At 74.1% G+C, this 20,566-nt stretch carries 20 protein-coding genes and 1 pseudogene; 11 read left to right on the top strand and 10 right to left on the bottom strand.

The genetic code is table 11. The features are described from left to right. The first annotated feature begins 108 nt into the window (after nucleotides 1-108). A complete protein-coding gene (locus ACIF6F_RS26615) occupies nucleotides 109-687 on the top strand; it encodes a TetR/AcrR family transcriptional regulator (RefSeq protein WP_399951524.1) in 579 nt (192 codons plus the stop codon). Between the two features lie 101 nt (nucleotides 688-788). Here the strand turns inward: ACIF6F_RS26615 and ACIF6F_RS26610 are convergent, their stop codons facing one another. Beyond that, the gene (locus ACIF6F_RS26610) at nucleotides 789-1,577 is read right to left on the bottom strand and encodes an NAD(P)-dependent oxidoreductase (protein ID WP_399951521.1); all 789 of its coding nucleotides are present in this window, start codon (nucleotides 1,575-1,577) and stop codon (nucleotides 789-791) included. Between the two features lie 57 nt (nucleotides 1,578-1,634). On the opposite strand from ACIF6F_RS26610, the gene ACIF6F_RS26605 reads away from it, so the two are divergent. Further along, nucleotides 1,635-2,537, top strand: a complete 903-nt coding sequence (locus ACIF6F_RS26605) for a LysR family transcriptional regulator (RefSeq protein ID WP_399951518.1) — start codon at nucleotides 1,635-1,637, stop codon at nucleotides 2,535-2,537. A 1-nt stretch (nucleotide 2,538) separates the two neighbouring features. Here ACIF6F_RS26605 and ACIF6F_RS26600 read toward each other — a convergent pair whose 3' ends face one another. The 3 genes from ACIF6F_RS26600 to ACIF6F_RS26590 form a co-directional block, all read right to left on the bottom strand. Further along, entirely contained in the window at nucleotides 2,539-3,432 is an 894-nt protein-coding gene (locus tag ACIF6F_RS26600; RefSeq protein WP_399951515.1) for an EI24 domain-containing protein, read from the bottom strand. A 139-nt stretch (nucleotides 3,433-3,571) separates the two neighbouring features. Continuing rightward, on the bottom strand, nucleotides 3,572-3,994 hold the full coding sequence (locus ACIF6F_RS26595) for an organic hydroperoxide resistance protein (protein ID WP_399951512.1): 423 nt from the start codon (nucleotides 3,992-3,994) through the stop codon (nucleotides 3,572-3,574). Between the two features lie 65 nt (nucleotides 3,995-4,059). After that, nucleotides 4,060-5,091, bottom strand: coding sequence for an NADP-dependent oxidoreductase (locus ACIF6F_RS26590; RefSeq protein ID WP_399951509.1), 1,032 nt, complete (start codon nucleotides 5,089-5,091; stop codon nucleotides 4,060-4,062). A gap of 91 nt (nucleotides 5,092-5,182) precedes the next feature. On the opposite strand from ACIF6F_RS26590, the gene ACIF6F_RS26585 reads away from it, so the two are divergent. Beyond that, nucleotides 5,183-5,602 carry a MarR family winged helix-turn-helix transcriptional regulator gene (locus ACIF6F_RS26585; protein ID WP_399951506.1) on the top strand — a complete coding sequence of 140 codons (420 nt, stop codon included), beginning with the start codon at nucleotides 5,183-5,185 and terminating at the stop codon, nucleotides 5,600-5,602. Nucleotides 5,603-6,022: 420 nt separating this feature from the next. On the opposite strand, the gene ACIF6F_RS26580 is transcribed toward ACIF6F_RS26585, so the two are convergent. Next, the gene (locus tag ACIF6F_RS26580) at nucleotides 6,023-6,913 is read right to left on the bottom strand and encodes a hypothetical protein (RefSeq protein WP_399951502.1); all 891 of its coding nucleotides are present in this window, start codon (nucleotides 6,911-6,913) and stop codon (nucleotides 6,023-6,025) included. Nucleotides 6,914-7,017: 104 nt separating this feature from the next. Between ACIF6F_RS26580 and ACIF6F_RS26575 the strand changes: the two genes are divergently transcribed. Next, nucleotides 7,018-7,596, top strand: coding sequence for a hypothetical protein (locus ACIF6F_RS26575; RefSeq protein ID WP_399951499.1), 579 nt, complete (start codon nucleotides 7,018-7,020; stop codon nucleotides 7,594-7,596). A 47-nt stretch (nucleotides 7,597-7,643) separates the two neighbouring features. On the opposite strand, the gene ACIF6F_RS26570 is transcribed toward ACIF6F_RS26575, so the two are convergent. Beyond that, the gene (locus tag ACIF6F_RS26570) at nucleotides 7,644-8,330 is read right to left on the bottom strand and encodes an esterase/lipase family protein (protein ID WP_399951496.1); all 687 of its coding nucleotides are present in this window, start codon (nucleotides 8,328-8,330) and stop codon (nucleotides 7,644-7,646) included. A 193-nt stretch (nucleotides 8,331-8,523) separates the two neighbouring features. Here ACIF6F_RS26570 and ACIF6F_RS26565 point away from each other — a divergent pair, with 193 nt between their 5' ends. Together ACIF6F_RS26565 and ACIF6F_RS26560 are read left to right on the top strand one after the other, a co-directional pair. Beyond that, complete coding sequence (locus ACIF6F_RS26565) at nucleotides 8,524-9,561, top strand: rod shape-determining protein (RefSeq protein WP_399951493.1); 1,038 nt, start codon at nucleotides 8,524-8,526, stop codon at nucleotides 9,559-9,561. Continuing rightward, nucleotides 9,558-11,174 carry a GAF domain-containing protein gene (locus ACIF6F_RS26560; RefSeq protein ID WP_399951490.1) on the top strand — a complete coding sequence of 539 codons (1,617 nt, stop codon included), beginning with the start codon at nucleotides 9,558-9,560 and terminating at the stop codon, nucleotides 11,172-11,174. The genes ACIF6F_RS26565 and ACIF6F_RS26560 overlap by 4 nt, the downstream gene beginning before the upstream one ends. A 42-nt stretch (nucleotides 11,175-11,216) precedes the next feature. On the opposite strand, the gene ACIF6F_RS26555 is transcribed toward ACIF6F_RS26560, so the two are convergent. Beyond that, entirely contained in the window at nucleotides 11,217-11,660 is a 444-nt protein-coding gene (locus ACIF6F_RS26555; RefSeq protein ID WP_399951487.1) for an Lrp/AsnC family transcriptional regulator, read from the bottom strand. Between the two features lie 70 nt (nucleotides 11,661-11,730). On the opposite strand from ACIF6F_RS26555, the gene ACIF6F_RS26550 reads away from it, so the two are divergent. From ACIF6F_RS26550 to ACIF6F_RS26540, 3 genes and pseudogenes are all read left to right on the top strand, one after another. Then, nucleotides 11,731-12,483: a LysE family transporter gene (locus ACIF6F_RS26550; RefSeq protein WP_399951484.1), complete on the top strand. Its 753-nt coding sequence runs from the start codon at nucleotides 11,731-11,733 to the stop codon at nucleotides 12,481-12,483. Nucleotides 12,484-12,500: 17 nt separating this feature from the next. Next, a pseudogene (locus tag ACIF6F_RS26545) lies at nucleotides 12,501-13,952 on the top strand (acyl-CoA synthetase); the annotation flags it as partial. Further along, the gene (locus ACIF6F_RS26540; RefSeq protein ID WP_399952049.1) at nucleotides 13,938-15,410 is read left to right on the top strand and encodes a carboxyl transferase domain-containing protein; all 1,473 of its coding nucleotides are present in this window, start codon (nucleotides 13,938-13,940) and stop codon (nucleotides 15,408-15,410) included. The pseudogene ACIF6F_RS26545 and the gene ACIF6F_RS26540, both read left to right, overlap by 15 nt. Here ACIF6F_RS26540 and ACIF6F_RS26535 read toward each other — a convergent pair. Together ACIF6F_RS26535 and ACIF6F_RS26530 are read right to left on the bottom strand one after the other, a co-directional pair. Continuing rightward, a complete protein-coding gene (locus ACIF6F_RS26535) occupies nucleotides 15,344-15,700 on the bottom strand; it encodes a hypothetical protein (RefSeq protein ID WP_399951480.1) in 357 nt (118 codons plus the stop codon). The genes ACIF6F_RS26540 and ACIF6F_RS26535 overlap by 67 nt on opposite strands. A gap of 70 nt (nucleotides 15,701-15,770) precedes the next feature. Continuing rightward, nucleotides 15,771-17,111, bottom strand: a complete 1,341-nt coding sequence (locus ACIF6F_RS26530) for an MFS transporter (protein WP_399951477.1) — start codon at nucleotides 17,109-17,111, stop codon at nucleotides 15,771-15,773. A gap of 155 nt (nucleotides 17,112-17,266) precedes the next feature. Here ACIF6F_RS26530 and ACIF6F_RS26525 point away from each other — a divergent pair, with 155 nt between their 5' ends. Beyond that, complete coding sequence (locus tag ACIF6F_RS26525; RefSeq protein WP_399951474.1) at nucleotides 17,267-18,421, top strand: glutamate--cysteine ligase; 1,155 nt, start codon at nucleotides 17,267-17,269, stop codon at nucleotides 18,419-18,421. 320 nt (nucleotides 18,422-18,741) lie between these two features. Here the strand turns inward: ACIF6F_RS26525 and ACIF6F_RS26520 are convergent, their stop codons facing one another. After that, nucleotides 18,742-19,425 carry a type 1 glutamine amidotransferase domain-containing protein gene (locus ACIF6F_RS26520; RefSeq protein ID WP_399951471.1) on the bottom strand — a complete coding sequence of 228 codons (684 nt, stop codon included), beginning with the start codon at nucleotides 19,423-19,425 and terminating at the stop codon, nucleotides 18,742-18,744. A 388-nt stretch (nucleotides 19,426-19,813) separates the two neighbouring features. On the opposite strand from ACIF6F_RS26520, the gene ACIF6F_RS26515 reads away from it, so the two are divergent. Next, complete coding sequence (locus ACIF6F_RS26515) at nucleotides 19,814-20,470, top strand: class I SAM-dependent methyltransferase (protein WP_399951468.1); 657 nt, start codon at nucleotides 19,814-19,816, stop codon at nucleotides 20,468-20,470. Nucleotides 20,471-20,566: the final 96 nt, after the last annotated feature.

Here is a 20,566-nt window from a genome sequence, read left to right as displayed (position 1 = left end):
GCCCCCATCGTGCAGCCGTTCCCTGTAGAGCGGTAGGTGACGTTACTGTTTCGTGACTATTGGATGCCGTACGGTCCTCGTGAGGGACCGAAGGAAGGGGTGCCGGCGATGGCCAGGGCGAGGAGCGAGGAGCGGCGCGGTGAGATCCTGCGCGCCGCCGTCGAGGTGATCGCCGAGCGCGGCTACCGGGGCGCGTCGCTGGGCGCGGTGGCCGAGCGGGTGGGCCTGACGCAGCAGGGCGTGCTGCACTACTTCCCGACCAAGGAGGCGCTGCTCGTCGCGGTGCTGGAGGAGCGGGACCGCTGGGACACCGGGGGCGGGCCGCGGTCGGCGGACGCCTGGCGGCTGGACCTGCTGGCCTCGCTGGTGGACTACAACGCGATGCGGCCGGGGATCGTGCAGACCTTCTCGGCGCTGCTGGGCGAGAGCGTCACGGACGAGCACCCGGCGCGGGAGTTCTTCACCCGCCGGTACGTGCAGGTGCGCGAGGACATGGCGGCGATGCTGCGCGCCGAGTTCGGGCCCCGGCTGCCGTCGGGGCTCACGCCGGAGCAGGCCGCCCCGCTGCTGACGGCGGTGATGGACGGGCTCCAGTTCCAGTGGCTGCTGGATCCCGCGTCCGTGGACATGCCGGCGGCCTTCCGGTCGTTCGTGACGCTGCTGGGGACGGGCCCGGAGGGCGCCTGACAGACCCGTACCCCGCCGGGGCGGCCGGCCCGTCCCCGGTGCGGGCCGGCCGGCCCGGCGGGGTGTCCCGGGGTGCCGTCGGAGAGCGTGCCGGGGGCGCCTCAGGAGCGGATGAGCGCCAGGTCCTGTCCGGCGAGTTCCGGGCGGGCGGCGAGGCCCGCGCGTACGGCCTCCAGTACCGGGAGTTCCGCCAGCGCGGTCGCCAGGCCCACGTCCTTGGCCGCGAGCGACACAGGGAAGTGTGCGCCCTCGGCGAAGGCCCGGCCCACGGCCCCCGCGAGCGGCCCCCTGGCGAGCTCCGTACGCACCAGTTCCTCCGGCAGCCCCAGCGCCCGACCCAGCCTCAGGGCCTCGGCCACGACGGCCACTCCGCCGATCACGGCGTTGATCAGCACCAGCTTCAGCGCCGCCCCCGTGCCGGGCCCGCCGCAGCGCGTCACCGCGCCCAGCCGGTCGAGCACCCGCTCCACGGGGTCGGGCAGCGGACCGCCGGCGAGCACCCAGAGGTCTCCCGTGGCGGCGCGGTCCACGCTCCCCATCACGGGCGCGTCGGTGAGGGTGGCCCCGGCCGGCAGCCGGGCCGCCAACTCCCGTACGGGCTCCGGGCCGATGGTCGAGGTGTCGATCCAGTGCGCGCCCGGCCGCAGCGCGGGCACCAGGTCCTCCGCGACGGCCAGGACCGCCGCGGGGTCGGCCAGCATCGTGATGACGACGTCGGCCCCGCGGACCGCCTCCGCCACGGTCGCGGCCACCACGGCGCCTTCGGCGGCCAGCGGCGCCGCCTTGCCCGCGGTGCGGTTCCACACGGTCAACGGGTGCCCGCAGGACAACAGGTGACGGGCCATCGGTGCGCCCATGCCGCCCAGTCCGATGAATGCGATCTTCTCCATGCCCCGACGCTAGGCTGCCCGCATTCATGCGACAAGCGAATGTCTAGCATGGCGTCCATGCCTGATCCGCACAGCTTGTACGAGGTCTTCCTGCGGGTGGCCCGGGAGGGCTCCTTCACCGCCGCCGCCCGCGCGCTCGGGTACACCCAGTCCGCGGTCTCCCGACAGATCCAGGCGCTGGAGGACGAGTGGGACACCGTGCTCTTCGACCGGCTGCCGCGCGGGGTGCGGCTGACCGAGGCCGGACGGGTGCTGCTGCCACACGCACAGGGGGTGCGCGACCGGCTGCGGGCGGCGCGGGCCGAGCTGGACGCGGTGCGTTCGCTGGGCGGCGGGATGCTGCGGCTCGGGGCGTTCGCCGCCGCCGACGTGACGCTCGTACCCCGGGCCATGGCGGAGTTCCGCGAGCGGCACCCGGACGTCGCGGTGGTGCACACCGAGGGCCCGACGGCCAAGCACGTGGCACTGCTGGAGGCGGGCGAACTGGACCTGGCCGTGGTGAGCACCCCGGCCGGGCACCCGCTGCCGGGCCCCCAGCTGCACCCGCTGCTGGACGAGCCGATGTACGTGGCCCTGCCCCGCGGCCACCGGTTCGCCGGGCGGCGCTCCCTGCGGCTGGCGGAGCTGGCCGGGGAGGAGTGGATCGAGGGCGACGTCCGGCCCGAGCGGACGCTGATGTTCCCCGCGCTGCGGGCGGGCTTCGAGCCCCGGGTGGCGTTCCGGGTGAACGACTGGACGGCCAAGCAGGGCTTCGTCGCGGCCGGGCTCGGCATCACGGTGCTGCCCGCGCTGGCCGCCGGGGCGGTGCGGGCGGACGTGGCGCTGGTCCGGGTCTCCCCGCGGGACCTGCCGCACCGGGAGGTGTACGCGGCCACCCCGCGCGGCCTGACCCGCTCCCCCGCCGTGACGGCGTTCCTCGGGGTGCTGACGGCGGTGGCCGAGGGGATGGGTCTGGACTGACTCAGGCCGGGGTGGAGTACGGGTTGCGGCCCTTGCCGAGGTCCGGCCCGCCCATGACCGGCGGCGGGCCGAAGCCGGGTGCGGGGGTGGCGGCGGCAGCGGCGCCGGGGGCCGCGGGGGCTTCGTCGTGGCCGTCGGCCTCGTCGTCCGCGTCGCCCGAGGCGCCCGTGAGGTCGCGCACCATCAGGGTGGCGCCCGCCACCGCGCCCGGCATCAGGAACACCGCGACCAGCGGGACCAGGAAGGACAGCACCAGCGGCACGCCGAAGCCGAGGGCCAGCATCCGCCGCCCGCGCAGCAGCGCCAGCTGGTCGGTGAGGCCGACCCCGCGGCGCTGGAGCGCCACCGAGGTCAGCTCCTGGGTGAGGAAGAAGCCGGAGACGCAGAAGCCGAGGGCCGGGATCACGGTCTGCCCGATGACCGGCACGAACCCGAGGGCGAAGAGCAGGATCCCGTAGAGCGCCACGCGCGCCAGGATCCGCAGGCTGTCCCGGGCCGAGATCAGCAGCTCCCTCCAGAGCGGCAGGCCGGACTCCGGCACCTCGCCGCCCTCGGAGCGGTCGACCTGCTCGGACAGCGACTCGTAGAAGGGCTGGCCGATCAGCAGGGTCACCGCCGTGAAGGTGATCACGGCGAGGAACAGCCCCAGGGAGAAGACCAGGAAGGTCAGGAAGCCCCGGAACAGCCCGATCCAGGGCGAGGACCAGTCGTCGGCGAAGGGCGTGGCCCAGGCCGTCAGGTCGTCGGCGCCGTAGCCGAGGGCGATCAGCGCCCCCGCGTACAGCAGGAGCGAGACCAGCCCGGGCAGCAGCCCGAAGCCCAGCCACCGGCCGTGGCCGACGACCCACCGCTGTCCCGACACCAGATAGCGGAAGCCCCCCGCAAGATCTCGCATGGGACCAGCCTAACGACCGAGGGCCGCACCTCCGTCGACGGGATGTCGACGGGGGTGCGGCCCTCGGCGGAGGCGGTGCGCCCCGGATGCCTGGACGGCTGCGGGGCTCAGCGCTTCAGCGGCTCAGCGGCCCAAAGTCTCAGACGGCGAGCTCGACCGTGATGTTGCCGCGGGTGGCCTTGGAGTACGGGCAGACCTGGTGGGCCTTCTCGATGAGCTCCTTGGCCTTGGCCTCGTCCACGTCCGGGATCGTGGCGGAGATCTTGACGATCAGGCCGAAGCCGTCGTCGTTCTTGCCGATGCCGACCTCGGCGGTGACCGTCGAGCCGGAGATGTCGGCGTTCTCGTTGCGGGCGACGACACCGAGGGCGCCCTGGAAGCAGGCGCTGTAGCCGGCGGCGAACAGCTGCTCCGGGTTGGTGCCGGCGCCGCTGCCGCCCATGGCCTTGGGCGGGTTCACGACGACGTCGAGCTGGCCGTCGTCGGTGGCGACGCGACCGTCACGGCCGTTCTCCGCGGTGGCGACAGCGGTGTAGAGCACGTCGGACTGCTGGATGGACATGTAAGGAAAATCCTCCTGGTCAGCACCACGACTCGCGCCCACGATCGCGGTGGTCTGGAGTGAGCCTAGCGGGTGAAAGAAACGATCATCTTTCCGGTGTTCTCGCCGCGCAGCAGTCCGAGGAAGGCGTCGACCGAGTTCTCGATGCCCTCGACCACCGTCTCGTCGTAGGTCAGCTCGCCCGAGCGGAGCCAGCCGGCCACGTCGGAGACGAACTGCTGCTGGATGCCGTAGTGATCGCCGACCAGCACGCCCTGGAGGCGCAGCCGCTTGCCGATGACCAGGGCCAGGTTGGCCGGGCCGGGGGTGGGCTCGGTGGCGTTGTACTGGGCGATCGCGCCGCAGAGGGTGGCGCGGCCGTGGACCTTCAGGGAGCCGATGGCGGCCTCCAGGTGGTCCCCGCCGACGTTGTCGAAGTAGACGTCGATGCCCTCGGGGGCGGCGTCCTTCAGCTGGCCGGCGACGGGGCCGTTCTTGTAGTTGAAGGCGGCGTCGAAGCCGTACCTGTCGGTGAGCAGCTTCACCTTGTCGTCGGAGCCGGCGGAGCCGATGACGCGCGAGGCGCCCTTGATCTTCGCGAACTGGCCGACCAGGCTGCCGACCGCGCCGGCGGCGCCGGAGACGAAGACCGCGTCGCCCTCCTTGAAGGAGGCCGTCTCGAAGAGGCCCGCGTAGGCGGTCAGACCCGGCATGCCGAGGACGCCGAGGTACGCGGAGAGCGGGGCGAGGGTGCCGTCGACCTTGGTGGCGAGCTTGGCGTCACCCTCGGCGTACTCGCGCCAGCCGAGGCCGTGCAGGACGTGGTCGCCGACCTGGAAGCCCTCGTCGGTGGAGGCGACGACCTCGCCGACCGCGCCGCCGTCCATCGGGCGGTCCAGCTGGAACGGCGGGATGTAGGACTTCACGTCGTTCATCCGGCCGCGCATGTAGGGGTCCACGGACATGTGGAGGTTGCGGACCAGGATCCGGCCGGGCTCCGTGGGGACGACCACGGGCACCTCGCGGAGGGCGAAGTCCTCGGCGACGGGCCAGCCCTGGGGGCGGCGCACCAGGTGCCATTCGCGGCTGACGGAGGGGATGACGGGGGTCTCGGTCATGGCTTTACTTCACTCCCTGAATGATTACGTGAGTGAAACAACCATGCTCCGGGATATTTCATGTTGTCAAGTAAATGGGTACCCTGGATCCATGCCCAGCCAGAGAGACCCCCTGACCTGTGAGGTCGTCGAGCTCATCGCCGCCGTGGTGTCCCGGTACCACGAGGAGTACGAGCACGCGGCCGCGCGTCACCAGCTCACAGGCGCGCAGGCCAAAGTCCTCGGCCTGCTCGCCCGGGAACCCATGCCGATGCGGCACATCGCACAGACGCTGAAGTGCGAGCCGTCGAACGTCACCGGCATCATCGACCGCCTGGAGGGCCGGGGGCTCGTCGAGCGCCGCCCGGACCCGGCGGACCGCCGCGTGAAGCTCGCCGTCGCCACGGAGGCGGGCGGCGACACCGCCGCCCAGTTGCGCGACACCCTGGACTTCGCCCGCGAGCCGCTGGCCGCCCTCTCGGAGGCGGAGCGCACGACCCTGCGGGACCTCCTGAAGCGGATGCTCGGCTAACGCCGAGCGGACACGGGAAGGGGGCTCCGCGCTCGTCCGCCGACCGGCGCGGGGCGGCGGCCGCCACCCCCACCCGCCCTTGCGCGACACCGCAGCCACCCGCGAGGTCGCGACCGGCCCGGACCCACGCCATGTGACGGGCCCTGTGCCCAAGCACCCGGGCGGCCCGGTGCCCGGCACGTCACCCTCGCGGGGGCGGGGGCGGCAGCGGCGCGCGGCCGCCGGTGCGGGGTGGGCCCGGAGGCCGCCGGACGGCTAGGGGGTGTTGCGAAAGTCCCGCACGGCGCCCACGGCGCCCGGCACGCACTCTCGCCGCACCGGCCAAAGCCCCGAGTACGCCCAGTACGAGGGTCTTCGTCCGGCACGCCGAGAGCACGCACCGGACACCGCGGGCACCACACAGGACTTTCGCAACACCCCCTAGACGCACCACCAGAGGAACCACTCGCATTCCTCCGACTGCGTCGGGGTGGGCGAGGGGGCCGGGGTGCTGTCCTCGCCGTCCTGGCCGCCGTTGCCATTGCCGTTGTCGTCGGCGTCCGGGGACGCCACGTCGCCCTCGTCCGTGGCGCGCGGCTTGCCCGAGTCCTTCTTCGGCTTGTTCGTCCTGGCCGACCCGTTCCTGGACGCCGAGGGTTCCGGCGCGGGCGCGCTCGTGGTGGGCACCGCGGTCGTCTTCCGGGGCGCCGGGGGGACTGCTGCGGCGGTGGTGGCCGGGCTCGTGCCCTCCACCGGCGCCGCCCCGCTCTCGCTCGCCAACGGCGAGGGGTCGGCCGCGCCCCCGGTCTCCTCCGGCTGCTCCATACCCAGGTCCTGCTGCTGGACCACCGTGGACGCGCGGTCCTTCGCCGGGTCGTCGGCCACCAGGTTCGCCACCGCCAGCGAGCCGGCCACCGCGAAGACCAGGGCCGAACCGGCCGTGACGGCGGTGCGCCGACGGCGCCGGTGCGCCGACCTGCGCCGCCTGGCACCCCCGCGCTCCCCGCCCCCGGGCGCTCCGATGACCCCGAGGTCGCCGGGATCGGCGAGGTCCCGGGGCTCGTCGGCCCGCGCCGGGACGCCGTACGCGGCGGCTTCCGGGGCGGCGTACGCCTGGGGCGCGGGATACGAACCGGGGGCCGGGTACTGGGGGTACGGGCCCGCCTCGGCGTACCCGCCGGGCGCCGCGTACGGCTCCGGTGCCGCGTACGGCTCGGGGGATCCTCCCGCGGGCGCGGCGGGGCGGGTGGTCAGGTACTCGGCCGGCGTGCCGCATCCGGCACACGCGAGTGCGCCGTTGAGGTGCCGCCGACACGCGTGGCAGTAGTCCATGGCGCCCGCAGGCTACGTGGCGCCCGGCAACATCGGGGTCCCGGGCCTGTAAGGATCCTGTGTGGAATTCCGCCGCCGCCAGGCACGATGGCAGCCTTTACCCCATGAACGCCTTCGGCCCGGCCGCCTTCCAGCTCGTCCTGCTGCGCCGGATGGCCGACTTCCGGCCGGACCTCGCCGAGGACGCCCGCCGCTCGCTCGGCGCCACGCTCGCCGACCAGCGCGAGGCCAACAAGCGCTGGCAGGCCATGGTCCGCTCGCCCCGCTCCCGCGGCGCCCTGGCCCGCTACCGCTCCGTGCTCGGCCCGGCCGAGTCCGTCGGCCGGCGCCGCATCGGCGACCTGGAGTGCGAGGCGCTGCTGTGGCCGGTGCCGCTGTGGCCCACGCTCCGCTTCGAGGTGCTGGCCGGGCCGGACGGGGCGGTGTGGAACGAGTGGCTGGTCAGGGCGCCGGGCGAGCCGGGTCCGGTACTGGAGACCCTGGACGACCTGGCGCCCTGGTCCTGCGTGGTCGACGAGGTGGCACGCGCCTTCGCGCCCGTACGGCCGATGGAGGGCACCGCCCCCACGCGCTGGCGGCTGGAGTTCCACGGGAAGGACGCGGCGGGGGCGGAGCGGCGCTGCGTGGCCGAGTTCACGTACGGGCTGCTGCAGCGCCTCTCCGAGGACGCCGGGGCGGGCTGAGGGGGCCATCGGCGCCCTGGGCTGGGCGCGGCTCAGGAGGACGCGGCTCAGGAGCCCAGGAACGCCCGTACCCCCTGCGCCACGCCGTCGTCGCCGAGCAGGTCGTTGTGCTTGAGGCAGCCGACCGCGGTGTTGGCGGCGCCCGAAAGGGCCACGCTGCCGTCGGGGTTGATGACCTCGTCGCAATTCGACCAGAAGGTGGCGTACGCGACCGGGCCCGGCGTCTCGTCGCCCTCGGCCAGCCGGCTGACCACCCAGGAGCCGGGGGTCATGTCGCGGCAGGCCTGGTCCCACAGGGCGCAGGCCCACGCCGTGGAGGTGCCGTGGTTGGGGCCGGCGAGGGAGGCCCAGCGGCCGACGGCGGCGGTCCCGCCGCCGAACTTCACGTACCAGCGGGTGACGAGCGAACCGAACGAGTGCGCGACCAGGTCGACGCGGTCGGCGCCGGTCTGCGCCCTGACCTGGTCGACGTACGCGGAAAGGCGCCCGGAGAGCACCTCGTTGACGGACTGGTGGGTGTCGTAGCCCCAGGAGAACAGCTCGGCGTCCGGGTAGCCCGCCGCCCTGAGCTTGCCGCGGAGCGATCCCCACACGCCGGGGTCGGCGTTGTAGCCGTGCACGAACACCACCGGGTTCCTCGGTACGGCCTGGTCAGCGGCGTGCGCCGGGAGCGGGGCGAGGAGTGCGGCGAGCAGGACGAGGAGGGCTGCCAGTCTCTGGCGGGCCGTCAGCATGCGTGCCTCCATACCTTGTTACGCGCGAGTAGTGAGGGCATGGTGGGGCCTGACACGGCAGAAGACCACCCTTGTGCAGCACCCCCGTGCGGCTCAGCCCAACGTGGCAAATGTCCGAAATGCCCGAGAAGGTGTGAATTGTGATCGGCGCTCGGCCGGTCGCCTTGCGTCAGCGCTCTCGGGAGGATCCGCCGTGACCGTCAGTCTTGAGCAGTTGCGCCGCTGCCACGTCGCCGTCGACCTGGGTGCCGCCAGGACCCGCGTCTACGTGAAGGGCCAGGGACTGGTCGTCGACGAGCCCAGCGTGGCCGCGGTGAACACCCGGACGGGCGCCCTGATCGCCGTCGGCACCTTCGCCGAACGGATGACCGGCCGCACGCCCGACTACATCCGGGTGGCCCGGCCCGTCTCCGGCGGCACCGTCGTCGACATCGAGATGGCCCAGCGGATGCTGCGCCACCTGCTCGGCGAGAAACTCCGTCGCGCCCTGCGCCGCAAGCCGCGGCTGCGCGCCGCCGCGTGCACCCCGCACGACGCCGACCCGCTGGCCCAGCGGGCGGCCGTGGAGACCCTGGTCGGACTCGGTGCCCGGCGCGTGGAGCTGGTCGACACCCTGATCGCCGCGGCCGTCGGCTGCGGACTTCCCGTCGAGCAGCCGACCGCGACGATGATCATGGTGTGCGGGGCCGCGGCGACCCAGATCGCGGTGCTCTCGCTGGGCTCGATCGTCACCGCCGAGCGGGTGGGCGTGGGCGGCGACGCCGTCGACCACGCCATCGTCCAGCACCTGCGCCACCAGCACGAGCTGATGCTGCCCAGCCAGGCCGTACGCCCCCTCCAGCTGGCCCTGCACGGCAACGGCATCACCCCGCACGGTCCCGCCGTGACCGAGATCCACGGCCGCGACGTGGCCACCGGCCTCGCCCGCTCCGTACGGGTCGACACCGCGGCGGTGCGCAACGCCATCCACACCCCCCTGACCGCCGTGCTCGACGGCATCGGCAAGGTCCTCCGGGACTGCCCGCCGGACCTCGTCGCGGACCTGACGGACCGGGGGATCATGATGGTGGGAGGCAGCGCCCTGCTGCCCGGCCTCGACCAGATGCTGCGGGACGCCACCGGCATGCCCGTCGCCATTGCGGAACGGCCCGACGTGTGCGCCGTGATGGGCCTCGGCGCGATGCTGGAAGGGAAGATCGCCCCGATGGTTCTCAACCCCCTGGCCGAATGACGCCGCACGAGCCCGACCCCGCCCCCGCCCACGACCCCGGTGGCAGCCGGGACGCCTCCTCCGAGGCGCCCCGGCTGCCGGTACTGCTGGAGGCCGTGCTCAGCGTGGGCAGCGACCTGGAGCTGCGCTCCACGCTCCAGCACATCGTGGACTCCGCCACCGAGGTGTGCGGTGCGCGGTACGGCGCGCTCGGCGTCGTCGACCCGGACCGCACCCGCGGCAGCAAGCTGACGGACCTCTTCACCTCGGGCCTCACCGAGGAACAGGCCGCCCGCATCCCCAAGCGTCCCGACGGCCGGACGGGCCTGCTCGGCGCGCTCATCAACGACCCGCGGCCGCTGCTGCTCGACGACCTGACCACCGACCCCAGGTCCGCCGGTCTGCCGCCCGGGCACCCGCCGATGCGGACCTTCCTCGGGGTGCCGATCCGCGTCCACACCGAGATCTTCGGCAACCTCTACCTCGCCGAGAAGCGCGGGGGCGGCCCGTTCACGGAGGACGACCTGGCCCTGGTGCGCGTACTGGCCTCGCAGGCCGGCATCGCCATCGGCAACGCCCGGCTGTACGAGACCGCGCGCCGCCGGGAGCGCTGGATCGAGGGCGCCGCCGCGGTGACCACCACCCTGCTGGCCGGGCGGCCGGCCGCCGACGCCCTGATGTGCGTGGCCGACCGTGCCCGACTGCTCGCGGACGCGGCGGCCGGGGTGGTGCTCCAGCCCACCCCGGAGGGCGGCATGGAGATCGTCGCCGCCTCGACGCACGACGACCCCGGCGACCTGGTCGGCACGACCATCGCGCCCGGCAGCCCGGTGCTGGAGCAGCTCCTCGGCGGCGAGCCGGTCTTCATCGACGACTCGGCCACCGACCCGCGGATGACCACCCACGTCCGCAAGCGCTTCGGGCCCAGCATGATGCTGCCGCTGCAGAGCGGCGGCCAGCTGATCGGCACCCTCGCCCTGCCCCGGCACCGGGGCGGCGAGCCGTACGACGCGGTCGACCGGCTGCTGGCCAGCCAGTTCGCCTCGCAGGCCGCGCTGGCGCTCGTACTGGCCGACGCGCAGCACGACCGCGAGCAGCTGGCCGTGTACGAGGACCGCGACCGCATCGCCAGGGACCTGCACGACCTGGTGGTCCAGCGGCTGTTCGCCACGGAGATGATGCTGGACGCCACCCGGCGGAGGTCCGCCGCGGCCGAGGTGGAGGACACGCCCACGGTGGGCGACCAGCTGAGCCTCGCCGTGGACGAACTGGACTCCACCATCCAGGAGGTGCGTACGGCGATCTTCGCGCTCCAGCAGCCGCCGGGCGACGCGCCGACCACCGTCCGCGGCCGGGTGCTCCGGGAGACCAGCGGCGCCGGGGTGCTGCTCGGCTTCCAGCCGTCGGTGACGTTCGCCGGGGCGGTGGACGCACTGCTGCCGGACGAGGTGGCGGCGGAGCTGATCGGGGCGTTGCGCGGGGCGCTGGCCGCCGCGCACCGGCGACCCGAGGTCGGCGCGGTCGACGTCGAGGTCGACGCCCGGCCGGAGGGCGTGCGCCTGACGGTGACGGACGACGGCCGCACCCCGGAGGGCGCCCGGGGCACGACCGTCACGTGGGAGTCGTCGCTGTAGCCGGACGGGCTCAGCGGCGCATCGGCGCATCGGCTCCGTCCGTCAGGGCAGCTGAGGTGGCCGCGAGGCCGCGCGCAGGGCGATCCGGGTGTGGGACTGCGCCACCCCCGCCTCCCGCTTGAGCCGGCGCAGCAGTGCGTCGAGCGCTGCGGGGTCCGCGGCTCGGGCCCGGACCAGGTAGTCGTGGGCGCCGGTGACGTGGACGACCTCGGTGATGCCGGGGAGGGTGGCGACCCGGGCCTCGAAATGCTCGTTCGTGGTGTCCTCGCGCAGGGTCACGTCGATGAACACCACCAGCCCGCCGCCGGTGTCGGCCGCCGGGTCCACCAGCACGGTGAAGGCGCGGATCACCCCGTCGCGGCGCATCCGCCGGACCCGGTCGGCGGCGGCGTTGGCGCTGAGGCCGACCCGTACGCCGAGGTCGCGGTACGAGATCCGCGCATCCTGCTGCAGGATCCCGAGGATCTCCCTGTCGAGCCGGTCCATACCGCGATTATCGCGGTGCCTGCCGTTAAGCGCTGCCGCGGTCGGGCCCGCGCGGTCCAGTCTCGGGCCCATGAGCGGACTGTGGACGACGGCGGTGGCGGGTGCGGCGGCGGGCCTGGGCGTGGCGATGCCCGTGGGGGCGATGGGCGTGCTGCTGCTCCAGGAGAGCATGCGCGGGCGGCGCGGCGCCGTGGCCGCGGCGGCGGCCGTGGCCGTCGTCGACCTCGCGTACGCCGCCCTCGCCACCGCCCTCGGCCCGCTGGTCTCGGCCGCGCTGTCGGACGTGGAGGCCTGGGTGCGTCTGCTCTCGGCGGCCGTCCTGCTGACCATCGCCGCCCACGGGCTGTGGAAACCGCGAAACGGGGCGGGCGGGGGCACGGGTGCGCCGGCGGCGGGTGGCGGGCCGGCGGCGGCTGGCGGGCCGGCGGCGGTCGGTGCCGGGGCGGCGGTAACGGGCTCCGTGCCGACCCCCGGGAACCCGACCGCGGCCACCGCCCCCGGTCCCGGTCCCGTAGCGGCGGCCGGTCCCCGCCCCGCCCGCACGTTCCTGCGCTTTGCCGCGCTGACCGCCGTCAACCCCACCACCGCCCTCTATTTCGCGGCCCTCACCACCGCCCAGGGCGACGAGCTGGCCCGCGGCACCGCGGGGGCCGTGTTCGTCGCGGCGGTCTTCGCCGCCAGCCTCCTCTGGCAGCAACTCCTGGTGCTCGCCGGGTCGTTCGCCGGAGCCCGGATCTCCGACGCCGCCCGCGCCTGGACCTTCCGGATCGGCTACGGCCTGGTCGCCGTGTACGCCGTGAAGATCGCCCTCCCGCTGCCGTGACGCCGTAGGGTACGGGCGTGACCGCCCTCTTCCCGGCGCTGGACGCGCCCTCCGACCGCATCGCCCTGCGCTTCGACGGGCGGACGCTGACCTACCGTCAACTGGCGGACGCCGCAGGCTCCCTGGCCGCCCGCCTGGCCGGTGCCGGCCGGGTCGCGCTGTGGGCCACCCCCACCCTGGAGACCGCGGTCGGGGTGGTCGCGGGGCTGCTGGCCGGGGTGCCGGTCGTACCGCTGAACCCGAAGACCGGCGCGCGGGAACTCGTACACGTCCTGAACGACAGTGCACCCGCCCTCGTGCTCGCGGCCACGGAGGCTCGACTCCCGCCGGAGCTGGCCGGCCTGCCGCGCCTCGACATCCCGGCCGAGGGCGCCGCAGGGGGCCGTCCCGTCACCACCCCGGCGCAGGACGCGGCCGGCGACGACGCCCCCGCCTTCGTGATCTACACCTCCGGCACCACCGGACCGCCCAAGGGCGCAGTGCTCCCCCGCCGCGCCGTCGCCGCCACCCTGGACGCCCTGGAGGACGCCTGGGACTGGACCGCGGCCGACACCGTGGTCCACGCGCTCCCCCTCTTCCACGTGCACGGCCTGGTCCTCGGCACCCTGGGCCCGCTGCGCCGCGGCGGCACCGTCCACCACCTGGGCCGGTTCACCGCCGAGGGCGTCACGCGGGCGCTGAGCGAGGGCGGCACGATGCTGTTCGGCGTACCGACCATGTACCACCGGCTCGCCGACGCGGTCGGCACCGACCCGGCCCTCGCCAAGGCCCTGGCGGAGGCCCGGCTGCTGGTCTCCGGCTCCGCGGGGTTGCCCCTGCACGACCACCGGCGGATCGCGGCGGCGACCGGGCGCCGGGTGATCGAGCGGTACGGCATGACCGAGACCCTGATGAACACCAGCGTCCGCGCCGACGACACGGCCTCCGCCCCCGGCACGGTCGGCGTCCCGGTGCGGGGCGTGCAGCTGCGGCTGGCCGACGACGCGGGCGCGGTGCTCGCCGCGTACGACGGCGAGACCATCGGCGAGATCCAGGTGCGCGGCCCGAACCTCTTCACCGGGTACCTGAACCGGCCCGACGCCACGGCCGATGCCCTGACCGCCGACGGCTGGTTCCGCACCGGCGACATGGCCACCCGCGACGCGGCCGGACACCTGCGGATCGTCGGCCGCAAGGCCACCGACCTGATCAAGAGCGGCGGCTACAAGATCGGCGCCGGCGAGATCGAGAACGTCCTCCTCGACCACCCGGGCGTGCGCGAGGCGGCCGTGACCGGCGAGCCCGACGCCGACCTCGGCGAGCGGATCGTGGCCTGGGTGGTCCCGGCCGACCCGGCGGCCCCGCCCTCCGCCGACGCACTGACCGCGCACGTGGCCGGGCTCCTCGCCCCGCACAAGCGCCCCCGCGTGGTCCGCTTCCGCGAGGCCCTCCCCCGCAACGACCTGGGCAAGATCATGAAGCGGGCGCTCGCCGCGGAGCGCCTCACCGCCCGCGAGAGCCTCGACGCGCTCACCGACCCCGGTTCCTTCACCGAGCTGCCCGCCCCCGCCCGCCCGTCCCGGCCCGACGGCCCGCTCGGCTGGGCGGGTTACGACGCCTCGCGCGCCCGCGCCGCCGGGCGCACCGGCGAGGACGAGTCCGTGGTCTGCGGCACGGCCCGGGTCGGCGGCCGGGAAGCGGTGCTGGTGTCCTTCGAGTTCGGCTTCCTCGGCGGTTCCCTGGGCGAGCGCACGGGGGACCGGCTGGAGGCCGCGTACACGCATGCGCGCGAGCACCGGCTGCCCCTGGTGTCGCTGATCGCGACCGGCGGCTCGCGCATGCAGGAGGGGATGCTCGCGCTGACCCAGCTCCAGCGGGTGGCCCGCCAGTCGGTGCTGACGCGGGCCGCGGGGCTGCCCCAGATCGCGGTGCTGCGGGATCCGACCACCGGCGGCGGCTGGGCCACGCTGGGGGCCGGGGCGGACGTGGTGCTGGCCCTGCCCGGTGCGCAGGTCGGCTTCGCGGGGTCTCGGGTGCGTCCCGCGGACGCCGATCCGGGCGCGTACACCGCCGAGGGCCAGTACGCGGCGGGGCACGTGGACGCCGTCGTGCCGCGGGCGGAGCTGCCGGGTGTGGTGGGCGGGTGGCTGCGGCTGCTCGGCGGGGTGGCGGGCGGTGCCGGCCCGGACGGCGGTGACGCCGGGGCAGTGGGCGGTGCCGGCTCGGACGCATGTGACGCCGGGGCGGACGGGAGTGCCGGCTCGCATGCCGGCCCCGGCGGGCCCGTGGAGCCGCCGGCCGCGCTCGCCGCCGCCGAGCCCGCCGCGACCGGCTGGGAGGCCGTACTGCGGGCGCGCGACCCGCGGCGGCCGCGGGCGGAGGCGTACCTGGACGCGTACTTCGACGTGCGCCTGCCGCTGTCCGGCGACCGCGCGGGCGGCACCGACCCGGGGATGCTCTGCGGGTTCGGGCTGCGCGGCGGGCGCACGGTGGCGTACGCCGCCCAGTGCGGCACCGCGACCCTCCCGGCGGGGTACCGGACCGCCGCGCGGGTGATCCGGCTGGCCGACCGGCTCGGGATCCCGGTGCTCACCCTGGTCGACACCCCGGGCGCCGCCAACGACGCCGCCGCGGAACGCTCCGGGGCGGGCGCGGCCATCGCGGACACTTTCGCCGCGGTGGCCGGGGCGCGGGTCCCGGTGACCACCCTGCTGATCGGCGAGGGCGGCTCCGGGGGCGCGCTGGCCCTGGCGGTCCCCGGCAACACCTGGGTGACTCCGGACAGCTACTTCTCCGTCATCGCCCCGGAGCTGGCCGCCGCGATCCTGAAGCGCCCGCCGGAGGAGGCCCCGGCCACCGCCGGCCAACTGCGCCTGCGCCCTCAGGACCTGGTGGACCTGGGCGTGGCCCGCGGCATCGTCGCGCCGGAGGACCAGGACCCGGCCTGATCCGGGGGCCCGTCCTGGAACCGGCCGGGCAGGCGCACGTCCAGCCGGTGCAGGCGGGTTATCTGTGCCGGCAGCGTCTTGCGGGCGGTGCGCAGCCCGGGCCCTCGGCGGGGACCGCGGTGCGGCGGGTGTCGGTGGCGCCGAGCGGATCGGCGACGTAGCCGTGCCGTGATCTTGAACTCCCGGGTGAAGCCGCGCTCCAGGACCAGCAGCCGCCCGTCGCGGGTGGGCGCCGGCTCGACCAGCCCGTGGCCGGGGTCGACGGCGTACGCGTACTGGCCGGCCGGCACGGCAACACCGCAGCACGGCAGCACCGCCGGCACGCCGAGGCGGCGGTACGGCCGCCGGCCCGGCCCCGGGTCAGGCTTCCGGGGTGCGGGCGTCGTAGCGGGCGAAGCCGCGCCAGACGGCGGCGAGCAGGGCCAGGGCCGCCACGCAGGCGATGCCGCCTCCCGTGACGGCCACGGCAGGCGAGGTGAGGTCGGCCGCGGTGCCGGCGAGGAAGTCCCCGAGGCGCGGGCCTCCGGCCACCACGACGATGAACACGCCCTGGAGGCGGCCGCGCAGGTCGTCGGGGGTGGCGGCCTGGAGCATGGTGGTGCGGAACACCATCGAGATGGTGTCGGCGCAGCCTGCGAGGGCCAGGAAGAGCAGGCCGAGCCAGAGGTTGCGGGTCAGCCCGAAGACGGCGACGGCGGCGCCCCAGGCGGCGACGGACAGCAGGATGGCCAGGCCGTGCCGGCGGATCCGGCCGAGCCAGCCCGAGAAGAGGCCCCCCAGCAGCGCCCCGACCGCCGGGGCGGCCACGAGCAGGCCCACCGTCTTGGCGTCGCCGCCGTACCAGAGCCCGGCGATGGCCGGGAACAGCGCACGGGGCTGGGCCAGGACCATCGCGCACATGTCGGAGAAGAAGGTCATCCGGATGTTGGGGCGGGTGGCGAGGAAGCGCAGCCCGTCGACCACGGAGGCCCGGCCCCGCTTGCCGTCGGCGCCGTCGGCGCGGTCGGCGCGGTCGGGGCGGTCGGGGCGGTCGGGGCGCATCGCGGGCAGCCGCCACATCGCGTACAGGGCGGCGGAGAAGGCGACCGCGTCGATCAGGTACGCCGCCTGGTAGCCCCACAGGCCGACGATGAAGCCGCCGAGCATCGGGCCGAACATCATGCCGGAGGTGGTGGTCAGCGACTGGAGGGCGTTGGCGGCGGGCAGCTGCTCGGGCGGCAGCAGCCGGGGGATCATGGCCGATCTGGCGGGCGAGTTCAGCGCGAAGCAGACCGCCTGGAGGCCCACGACCGCGTACAGGAGCCAGACGCGGTGGTAGTCGGCGAAGGCGGCAACGGCCAGGGCGACGGACAGCACGGCCGCGCCGAGCGCGCTGTACAGGCCGAGCCTGCGGCGGTCGACGGTGTCGGCGATGGCCCCGCCGTACAGGCCGAAGGCGACCAGGGGGACGAGCGAGAAGAGCCCGACGAGGCCCACGGAGAAGCTGGACCGGGTGATCTCGTACACCTGGAGCGAGACGGCGAGGGCCGTCATGGCCTGGCCCATCCAGGAGATGGTGTTGCCGAGCCAGAGCCGCCGGTAGTCGGCGGAGGTGCGCAGCGGGGTCAGGTCGGCGAGGATCCGCCGCTTGGGCGGTGTCGAGGTCGTAGCGGTCACACGGGATGGTAAATCGTTCGCACTTGAACCATCCGCCCCGCCCATCCCTCGGGACGGCGGGCGCCCCGTGAGCTGCGCCGCGACGGGGGCGAGTACCCGCCACACGCCGGGCGTTCACCCGCGATTGACTGAATAGACGTTCGCTCCGCACCCGCCGGTCGGCTCATCATGAAACCGACTCGTATGTCCAGGGAGGCGTAGTGATCGAACCTGGCAAGAGCACATCACGTACGTGGTCCTGGGCGCCGGACACGGTTCCGGCGCCCTCGCTGACCCTCGGCGTCGAGGAGGAGTTCCTCCTCGTGGACGCCCAGACCTGGCGGGTGGCGCCCGTCGCCCCCGAAGTCCTGTCCGACGTCGGCGATGTGCCCCAGATCCACTCCGAGGGCACCCGCTACCAGGTGGAGATAGCGACTCCGGTCGCCGACACCGCCGACCAGCTGCGCGACGAGCTGACCGCGCTCCGCCGCGTCCTGGCCAAGACGGCCAGGGAGCACGGCTGCCGGCTGCTGGCCAGCCCCTCGCCCGTCCTCACGGTGCGCACGCCCCCGCACCTCAACGACGACGAACCGCGGCAGCGCGCGCAGTTCCAGCGGTTCGGGGCGCTCACCGACAACCTGGTCGGGTGCGGCCGGCACATCCACGTCGGCACGCTCGACACCGACACCGCGGTGGCCGTGGCCAACCGCGTACGGCCCTGGCTGCCCACGCTGATCGCGCTGGGGGCCAACTCGCCGTTCTGGGGCGGCCGCGACACCGGCCACGCCAGCTGGCGGGCGATGGCCTGGTCCACCTGGCCCTCCGCGGGGCTGCCGCCGCACTTCAGCTCCACCGCGCACTACCGGCGTTCGGTGGAACTGCTGCTGACCTCGGGCGCCGCGCTCGACACGAAGATGGTCTATTGGGACATGCGGCCCTCCGGGACCTGGCCGACGCTCGAGATCCGGGCGCCCGACATGTCCCCCGGGCTGGACGTGGCCGTGCTGCAGGCCGCGCTGGGACGGGCCTTGGTGGGCGCGGCGCTGAAGTCCCTCGCGGCCGGCGAACCCGCCGCGACGGTTCGCGACGAGGTCCTTCAGCTGGCCCGCTGGCGGGCCGCCCACGACGGCCTGGAGGGGTACGGACTCGACCCGTTCACCGGTACGGAGCTCCCGGCGGCCACCCTCGCCGAAGCCCTGCTGGACCTCCTCGCCCCGGAGCTCGCGGCGGCGGGCGACCTGGAGCACGCGTCGGCCACCCTGGCGTCCCTGCTCCGCGACGGCTCGGGCGCCCACCGGCAGCGCGCCGTCTACGCCCGCCGGGAGAGCCTCACGGACGTCCTCCACCACCTGGCCGACGCCACCGAATCCCTCTGACCCCGGCCGACACCACCGCCCCCGCCACCCCGCCCGGCCGACGCCACCGAACCCACTGACCCGCCGAACCCACTGACCCACCGCGTGCCGGCCCACCACCCACGCCCGGCACGCCCCACCCGCGGGGCTCCCCTCCCCCGAACCCCCCACGACCGCTCCGGGGCCACCACCGCACCACCGGGCGCCGCGCCACGGCGGCCCCACCCACCGCCGAGCCTCTGCCCCACCACCCGCATCACCCTGATCGTCAAGGCCATCCACACACTGCTGAACTGCAGCTATTCAGGATGGAAAGGGTTCAGTGGCGCCCTGGGTGGGCGTCAAAGGCGTTGCAGTACTTCGATGATCTTCTTGGTGACGGCTTTGGTGGAATAGGGATTCTGGCCGGTCACGAGCCTGCCGTCGGTGACGGCACAGGGGGCCATGGGGAGCTTGCCCCGGACGTAGTGCGCGCCGCGTTGTCGAAGTTCGTCTTCCAGGAGGAACGGCACGCGGTTCTTGACGAACGACACGCGCTCCTCGTTGGTGGAGAATCCGGTGACTTTCCTGCCGTCGACGAGCAGTGAGCCGTCGGACAGTCTGATGTTCAGCAGCCCGCAGGCGCCGTGGCAGACCGAAGAGACGACCCCACCGTTCTCGTAGATTTGTCGGGCAGTTGCCTGAAGGGCGCTGTCCTCGGGAAAGTCCCACATGACGCCGTGCCCGCCCGTGTAGAAAATCCCGGCATAGCGGTTCGGATCCATGTCGGCGGCCCTGGCGGAATCGTCCAGGCCGGACATGAATGCGCGGTCTGCCATGTACTTGCGCGTGGTTCGATCGGCCAGTTTCACGCTGCGTGGGTCCAGGGGGACCCGCCCGCCCGAGGGGCTGACAATGTCGGCTTCGAACCCGGCCTGCAGGATACCGGCGTGGAAGTGCACCAGCTCCCCGATCCACAGCCCGGTCCGGTGAGTACTGCGCCCGTAGGTCGCCTGGTTGGTCACGACGGCCAGGACCCTGCTCATATTTCGCACTCCTCGTACTTTGCGGCCCGCCAAGTCTGACTCGGGGAGCCGTGATGAACATCCCCTGTTCGGAGGACCGATGGGACTACTGAGGTTGAATGCGATCTCTCGGTTTCGTGAGAGTGAACCCTTTTCATCCTGAACGGTTGCAGAATCCGCTGCTCAGCGCCCCGACGAAGGCGCAGTCCACGCCCGCGTTCCGGTACGTGATCTGCTTGCCCTCGCCGCGGACGATGTGCGGTTCCTTCCCTCGTTGCAGCCGCCTCGTCCAGCCCGAGGTCGCGGATCTTCCTCCTCTTCAGCGGACCCGCTCCACCACATTGACCAGGAGATCCACTCGACCGGGGAACGGTGAGACCCTGAACGGGGAGCACAGAGAGGCATCGGCATGGCGGACGGGGAACGGCTGGCGGGCCGGCAGCGGGGACATTGGCAGGAGACCTATCGGGCACATCCCCGGATGTACGGTGCGGGGCCGTCCGAGGCTGCCGTGTATGCCGCCTCGGTGTTCCGGGAGGCCGGGGACGTGCTGGAGCTCGGGGCCGGGCACGGGCGGGACGCCCTGTACTTCGCCCGCCGGGGCTTCACCGTGCACGCCATGGACTTCTCCGCCGCCGGCCTCGCCCAGCTCCGTACCGCCGCCGAAGCCGAGGGCCTCGCCGCCCGCGTCACGACCACCGTCCACGACGTACGCGAACCGCTGCCGCTCCCCGACGCCTCGGCCGACGCCGTCTTCGCCCACATGCTGCTCTGCATGGCGCTGTCCACCGAGGAGATCCACTCCCTCGTGGCCGAGGTCCGGCGCGTCCTGCGCCCGGGCGGCACCTTCGTCTACACGGTCCGCCACACGGCTGACGCCCACTACGGCGCGGGCACCCCGCACGGCGACGACATCTACGAGCACGGCGGCTTCGCCGTGCACTTCTTCCCCCGCAGCCTGGTCCTCGACCTCGCCCACGGCTGGCACCTGACCGAGCTCCACCCCTTCGAGGAGGGCGACCTCCCCCGCAGCCTCTGGCGCGTGACCCAGACCCGCGAGGACTGACGAAGACCACCCCGCTGACCGACGGCTCTGACTACCTGTCACAGCCCCTCATCTGACCCTGCCGCCTCGGTTCCAGCCTGCGGGACGAGCACACGC

This window comes from Streptomyces sp. NPDC086023 (assembly GCF_044540325.1).
Classification (GTDB): Bacteria; Actinomycetota; Actinomycetes; order Streptomycetales; family Streptomycetaceae; genus Streptomyces.
The sequence above is the reverse complement of the archived record's forward strand: the minus strand, read 5'-3'. Positions and strand labels throughout refer to the sequence as shown.